At 43.1% G+C, this 5,326-nt stretch carries 8 protein-coding genes; 6 read left to right on the top strand and 2 right to left on the bottom strand.

Annotated elements, in window-relative coordinates; all coding sequences use genetic code 11:
* Together ACFIKY_RS08775 and ACFIKY_RS08770 are read left to right on the top strand one after the other, a co-directional pair.
* Positions 1 to 252, top strand: a 252-nt coding sequence (locus ACFIKY_RS08775) for a tail protein X (protein WP_375661719.1), incomplete at its 5' end; no start/stop codon positions are given.
* Positions 252 to 1,253 carry a phage late control D family protein gene (locus ACFIKY_RS08770; RefSeq protein ID WP_375661720.1) on the top strand — a complete coding sequence of 334 codons (1,002 nt, stop codon included), beginning with the start codon at positions 252 to 254 and terminating at the stop codon, positions 1,251 to 1,253. The genes ACFIKY_RS08775 and ACFIKY_RS08770, both read left to right, overlap by 1 nt.
* A gap of 970 nt (positions 1,254 to 2,223) precedes the next feature.
* Here ACFIKY_RS08770 and ACFIKY_RS08765 read toward each other — a convergent pair.
* Entirely contained in the window at positions 2,224 to 2,742 is a 519-nt protein-coding gene (locus ACFIKY_RS08765; RefSeq protein ID WP_375661718.1) for a helix-turn-helix domain-containing protein, read from the bottom strand.
* 80 nt (positions 2,743 to 2,822) lie between these two features.
* The gene (locus tag ACFIKY_RS08760; RefSeq protein WP_375661717.1) at positions 2,823 to 3,353 is read right to left on the bottom strand and encodes a helix-turn-helix domain-containing protein; all 531 of its coding nucleotides are present in this window, start codon (positions 3,351 to 3,353) and stop codon (positions 2,823 to 2,825) included.
* 151 nt (positions 3,354 to 3,504) lie between these two features.
* Here ACFIKY_RS08760 and ACFIKY_RS08755 point away from each other — a divergent pair, with 151 nt between their 5' ends.
* The 4 genes from ACFIKY_RS08755 to ACFIKY_RS08740 all read left to right on the top strand — a co-directional run bounded on the left by ACFIKY_RS08755 (position 3,505) and on the right by ACFIKY_RS08740 (position 5,254).
* On the top strand, positions 3,505 to 3,798 hold the full coding sequence (locus ACFIKY_RS08755; RefSeq protein WP_375617385.1) for a helix-turn-helix domain-containing protein: 294 nt from the start codon (positions 3,505 to 3,507) through the stop codon (positions 3,796 to 3,798).
* Between the two features lie 73 nt (positions 3,799 to 3,871).
* Entirely contained in the window at positions 3,872 to 4,012 is a 141-nt protein-coding gene (locus ACFIKY_RS08750; RefSeq protein ID WP_375657374.1) for a hypothetical protein, read from the top strand.
* Positions 3,996 to 4,394 (top strand): hypothetical protein, encoded by a 399-nt coding sequence (locus ACFIKY_RS08745; RefSeq protein WP_375661716.1) that lies wholly within the window; start codon positions 3,996 to 3,998, stop codon positions 4,392 to 4,394. The genes ACFIKY_RS08750 and ACFIKY_RS08745 overlap by 17 nt, the downstream gene beginning before the upstream one ends.
* Entirely contained in the window at positions 4,394 to 5,254 is an 861-nt protein-coding gene (locus tag ACFIKY_RS08740; RefSeq protein ID WP_375661715.1) for a ParB/RepB/Spo0J family partition protein, read from the top strand. The genes ACFIKY_RS08745 and ACFIKY_RS08740 overlap by 1 nt, the downstream gene beginning before the upstream one ends.
* Positions 5,255 to 5,326 lie beyond the last annotated feature (72 nt).

The raw sequence follows: 5,326 nt of genomic DNA, 5'->3' as shown, positions 1-5,326 counted from the left end.
AAGATACCAGAAAAGCATGTTGTTGTAGAGTTAGAGGATATGAGTCTTGATCTCATCTGCTTTCACCATGCCATGGCAGTGTTCAGGGACCGCATCCAAGTTGGGGCACTAAACGGCTATTTAGAAGCCACCTTGGAAGCCAATCCAGAGGTTGCCAAATATGGTGTGCTTTTACCGCGGGGCTTAACGGTTATTCTGCCTGAATTTGTGTTGTCTAATCCCCAAAGCATGGTGAAGCGGTTATGGGATTAATGCGCACATACCCCTTTATTTTAGTCAAGGTGGGAGATAAACCTGTTCATGAGGTTTTTTATCAGCGTCTTTTAACCGCAACCATTACGGACCATGCCGGTAATGAAGCCGACACATTTGAAGCAGAATTTGATGATAGTGGCAATGATTTAGAGGTTCCCTCAAGCAACAGTGCGCTCCAGGTGATCTTTGGCTATGAGAACAGCATCAGTGCTTTTATGGGGCGTTTTGTTGTCGAATCGGTTGTGAGTTGTGGGGGCAGTGATGGAGAGATTTTGCGCCTTTGTGGCAAAAGTGCCTCGATGCGTAAAGAGCTTAAAGAACAGGCGAGTGAGCATTTTGATCACAAAACTGTTGGTGAGATTGTTGAAACACTGGCCAAACGCCATGGCTATCAAGCAAAGGTCAGTCCCCAGTTCACCAAACAAACTTTACCTTATGTGATTCGCACAGATCAATCGGCTGTTGATTTTTTAACCCGCCTTGCCGACCGCATGCGGGCACGTTTTTTGATCAAGGACAATAAGTTTTTATTTTTAAGCGGTGACAATTTACCAGCACTCGACATCCATAAGTATGACTGTTCTAACTGGGAGTTCACGTTAGAGCCACGCACGCAATATGGCACCATTGAAGCTGCTTATTTTGATCGCTCAAAAGGGCAGCAATGCCAAGTCAAGCATCAGACAGGGTTTAGCGGTCCCGTGCGGCGTTTGCGGACTTGTTACACTTGTGAGGAGGAAGCACGAGCTGCTGCTGCTTCCGAGTCGGACAGGTTGTGTCGTGCTGTGGGCAGTGGTTCTTTGACCCTTGAGGGGCGACCCGAAATCATGGCGGATCAACCTCTGCTTCTTCAAGGGTTTCGTATGCAAATCAATGGTCCATGGAAAGCTTCCACTGTCACCCACTGCTATGAGAAACAAAGCGGATACACCACAGAAATTACACTCGAAGCACCGGACAAGGGAAAAGAGGTAGGAGAAAAGGAAAACTCTGAGTGACAAAAAATCAAAGGGTCGACTTGACCCTTTGATCGGTGTTGAAGAGTATTGAGACCAAAATCAAAAGTTCGCACTTTGGTGTGGAGGTAAGGAATAGGGACAACTTGTCCCAATTGCTAAACGAGAAATAGGATCAAGTTGATCCAATTGCATGAGTACAGCAATAAGGTATTGTTTACCCAATTCCTAAAAGGAGCAATGGTGCAAACATTGCACAATTGCAGACTGAAGAGCAATTTGGTCAAGTTGACCGAATTCCTTAAACGCTTCTCTTTTTAATAATGTCCTGAATAATGTGCTTAGGATACAGAAAAATCATCAGTCAATTTGATTGATCATCTCAAATTGCGATTTTGAGCAGAAAAGAAAAGAGGCTTTAAACGATCTTTGAAAGGTCTTTGAAGACCCTTTGAGAACCACTTAAAAACTCTTTGAGAAAAAATAAATTGGTACAAAACCTAGTGGCAAATTATACAAAACCTGCTGGCAAGCTACAATGTAGTTTGACACTAGGTTTTATACTAAGTGGGATTAGGTGGGATTAGGTAGGAACACGTGGTAATTTGTTGTTTTTATGTATAAAATTTAGCATTAAATGCGCGTTTTGTCAAAATAGATTTTGACACCTAAAATTGTAAAAAAGAGCGAAAATCAGAAAAAAATGCGTTTTCATGGTAAAAATGAGAGAAGGCTTTGAAAGGTCTTTGAAAACCCTGTGAAAAATTTTGAAAAGTCTGTGAAAGCCCAGAAAACCGCCTTTGAAGACCCTGTGAAAAAAATTCGGTAAATTGTGAAGCTTACTCCAAAATCAGCCCAAAATGACCAAAAAAGCAAAAAAGATTTCCATATATACGTGGAAATCTCTAAAAATTGAGTAAAAAGCATTTTTTATCAATAATTTATATAAATTTTTTAATGTAAAAAGATTTCCACTTTCATTTTTCATATTAAAGAGGCATTAAGCTGTATCTTATGTAGTTTCTGGATGTGCATTTTCAGCCTCTATTTGACGCTTTAAATGAATTTTAAGAAGAGGGAAAGTTGCTTCGACCTCTTCCATGTCGTTGATGTCTTGAACAAGCTCTTGCAACTTTATACAAAGCTCTGCCGCGAGTTCCGCTATATCTTCAGGGGGGAGTTTTATTTTAGCATCGCGATAGGTTGTATAAGCTATGCGACCAAGCTTTTTCATGAGACCAGCAGGGATGGTAGGTGCTTTAAAACCTGCTGCTTTCGCTTTTGCCATGTCACTAAACATTTCACCTTCACCAGTGACAAGCCAGTCTAAGGATATTCCACAGCGATCTTTATATATTCGCATTATAGATGCAGGAGGCTCTCGTAAACCCGTTTCATAATTGCGCATAGTTGTTTCGGGAGTATCAAAATGTTTAGCAAATTGCTTACGCTCTGTGAAACCAAGGGAGTGCCGTATTTCACATAGCCGCTTTGCTAGTTCTGTTTTAGGTTCTTTTTTAGGGCGTGCCAAAAATGCTCCTTATTCATATTTAGGTTAGCTTAAATTACAGGATTTTAAAAAGAGATTCCCCCATTCATTTTAGAGTAGCATTAAGCCGAATTTTGTGCAGCTTTGGAGTGTTCTTTTTCAGCCTCTATTTGACGCTTTAAATGAATTTTAAGAAGAGGGAAAGTCGCTTCGACCTCTTCCATGTCGTTGATGTCTTGAACAAGCTCTTGCAGTTTTTTATAAAGTTCCGCCGCGAGTTCCGCTATATCTTCAGGGGGGAGTTTTATTTTAGCATCGCGATAGGTTGTATAAGCTATACGACCAAGCTTTTTCATGAGACCAGCAGGGATGGTGGGTGTCTTAAAATCCGCTGTTTTCGCTTTTGCTACGTCTGTAAACATCTCACCTTCACCTGTAGCTAGCCATTCCACAGATACACCGCAAATATTTTTGTAAATTACCAACATTGATACAGGTGGTTCGCGCAAACCAGTTTCGTAGTTACTCATAGTACTTTCAGGTACTGCAAGATGATCAGCGAATTGTTTGCGTTCCAAAAAACCAAGGGCAAGCCGTACTTCACGCAATCGTTTTGCCAGTTCTGTTTTAGGTTCTTTTTTAGGACGTCCCAAAAAAAATCACTCCTAATCCACATTTAGGTTGACTAATTCACAAAAGCGAATTATACATCTAATTACCGCCCGATATAGAGGGCAGATATTTTACAATTAACCCCACAAAAAACGGATGTGGGAGCATCCGTTTGAAGCAGGAGCGAAGTTTATGACAACCACACAAGTATGGGATCGCCATAGTATTTTAGCTGAGCTACGCCGCCGTAATATGACCTTGGCGGAGCTCGCGAAAGCTTATCAACTATCGTCATCCAGTGTTCAACACATTTGGACACGGTCTAACGAGAAAGCCGAACGCGCTATTGCCGATTTTATCGGTTTGCCCGTTGAGCAAGTTTTTAGCGACCGCTACCCCAAAAGTCGCCGTCGCATTTTTAAAGCAGCAAAACATGCCAACACAGATTCGCGTGCGCATTCTGCTTTGCGTGGGAATGCTGCTTGAATTTCGTTACACGGCTTTGCGTTTTTGCGCATTTGCCATGAATTTAAATACCATAAGATAAAAAGGTTTATCAATGTCTAAAGATCAATACGAAATGGGCAAGATAAATTGCATAGAGTTGCATCATAGAACAGCCGTTTGGATGGGTTGGTTCTGGCGATTAGATGGTGGTCATATTGTTTTTATAGGGGGTGGTTATGGTTGCTGCTTGTAATTTATGGACCCCAGATGCCAGAAGCGATATCGTTAATCCTTATTCAGAAGTTGAACGTTTACAGGTGATGCTTTCCTGTTCTTTAAAAGCCGTGAGTAGTGGATTTAAGCATCTGCCGATCCGGTATATTATTGACCCTCCGCATGGCTTATTTGATGCGGCGTTAGCACGACAGATTGTTATTCATATCTTGCATTATCAGTTTGAGGTGCCGCGGCGGCGTATTGTTGCCATACAAGCACGGCAGCGGACTTCTATTTCTCTGTCACTGCAGGTGATTAACCGGCGTTTGGAAGAACCTGTATTTGCGAAAGCTTATCGAAGATGGGCGGGGCGTGCGATGGATTTGTTCTTTAAAGAGATCAGAAAGGCGGCGGCGTGATGGCACAGTTTCAAAAGCTTGCTCTTGATGTGATTGTGGTGCCGGAGCGTATACGCCCTGTGGATGATGAGCATGCCAAGGCACTTGCACAATCAATGGCGCGGGAGGGATTGATGAATCCGATTACGGTGCGCTATACCCCCAATGCTAAAGAGGGCAATTACACACTTATAGCTGGTGCGCATCGGCTTCGTGCTGCGGAGCTTTTGGGCTATAGCGAAATCGATGCGGTTGTGGTGCAGGCTGATAAGGACAATGCCGCGCTTTTAGAGGTTGCTGAAAACCTCTTTCGTAATGAATTGTCTGTTATTGATCGTGCGCTTTTTGTCCAGACTTACCGCGAATTGTGGGAAAAGAAGTATGGGGAGATTAAGGTTGGTGGGGACGGTAGTAATCAACATAAAGTCAAAAAAGAGCAATTCGGTCAAGTTGACCGAATTGCTCATACCGATGAAGAAAGTGATAAGGGAGTTACTTTTTGCTTTGCTAGACATGTGGCAGATCGCATTGGTTTATCTGAAGAGTCAGTGAGACGACTTAATCGTATTTCCAAGTATTTACAGCCAGAATTACGCTCTGTTTTGCGGGGGACGGCATTGGCGGATAATCAAGCGCAATTGTTGAAATTGGCGAAGATGGAGCCGGTTGCGCAACGGCGGGTGGCGATTGCTTTGCAACAGGTTGAGGGGGATTTACGGCGGGCTGTTGATTTGGTCAATGGGATTAATACACCTCCGCAAATTAATGAACAGGAACGGATTTTTGCGCAGTTATTGGGTGTTTGGCAAAGGGCGGATGCGCAGACAAAGGCGCGGTTTTGTGATTATCTTGCAAGAGAACAAGGGGAGGAGCAGGCATGAAGAGGCATGGTTGCGGGCAGCTTGATTTTTTCCAAAAGCCGGTTTTTCCCTGCCGCGAACCCGTTGCGCAGA

The sequence above is a fragment of the Bartonella sp. CR127HXZ genome, assembly GCF_042194555.1.
Taxonomy (GTDB): Bacteria; Pseudomonadota; Alphaproteobacteria; order Rhizobiales; family Rhizobiaceae; genus Bartonella; species Bartonella grahamii.
This window is presented reverse-complemented; position numbering and strand designations above follow the sequence as displayed.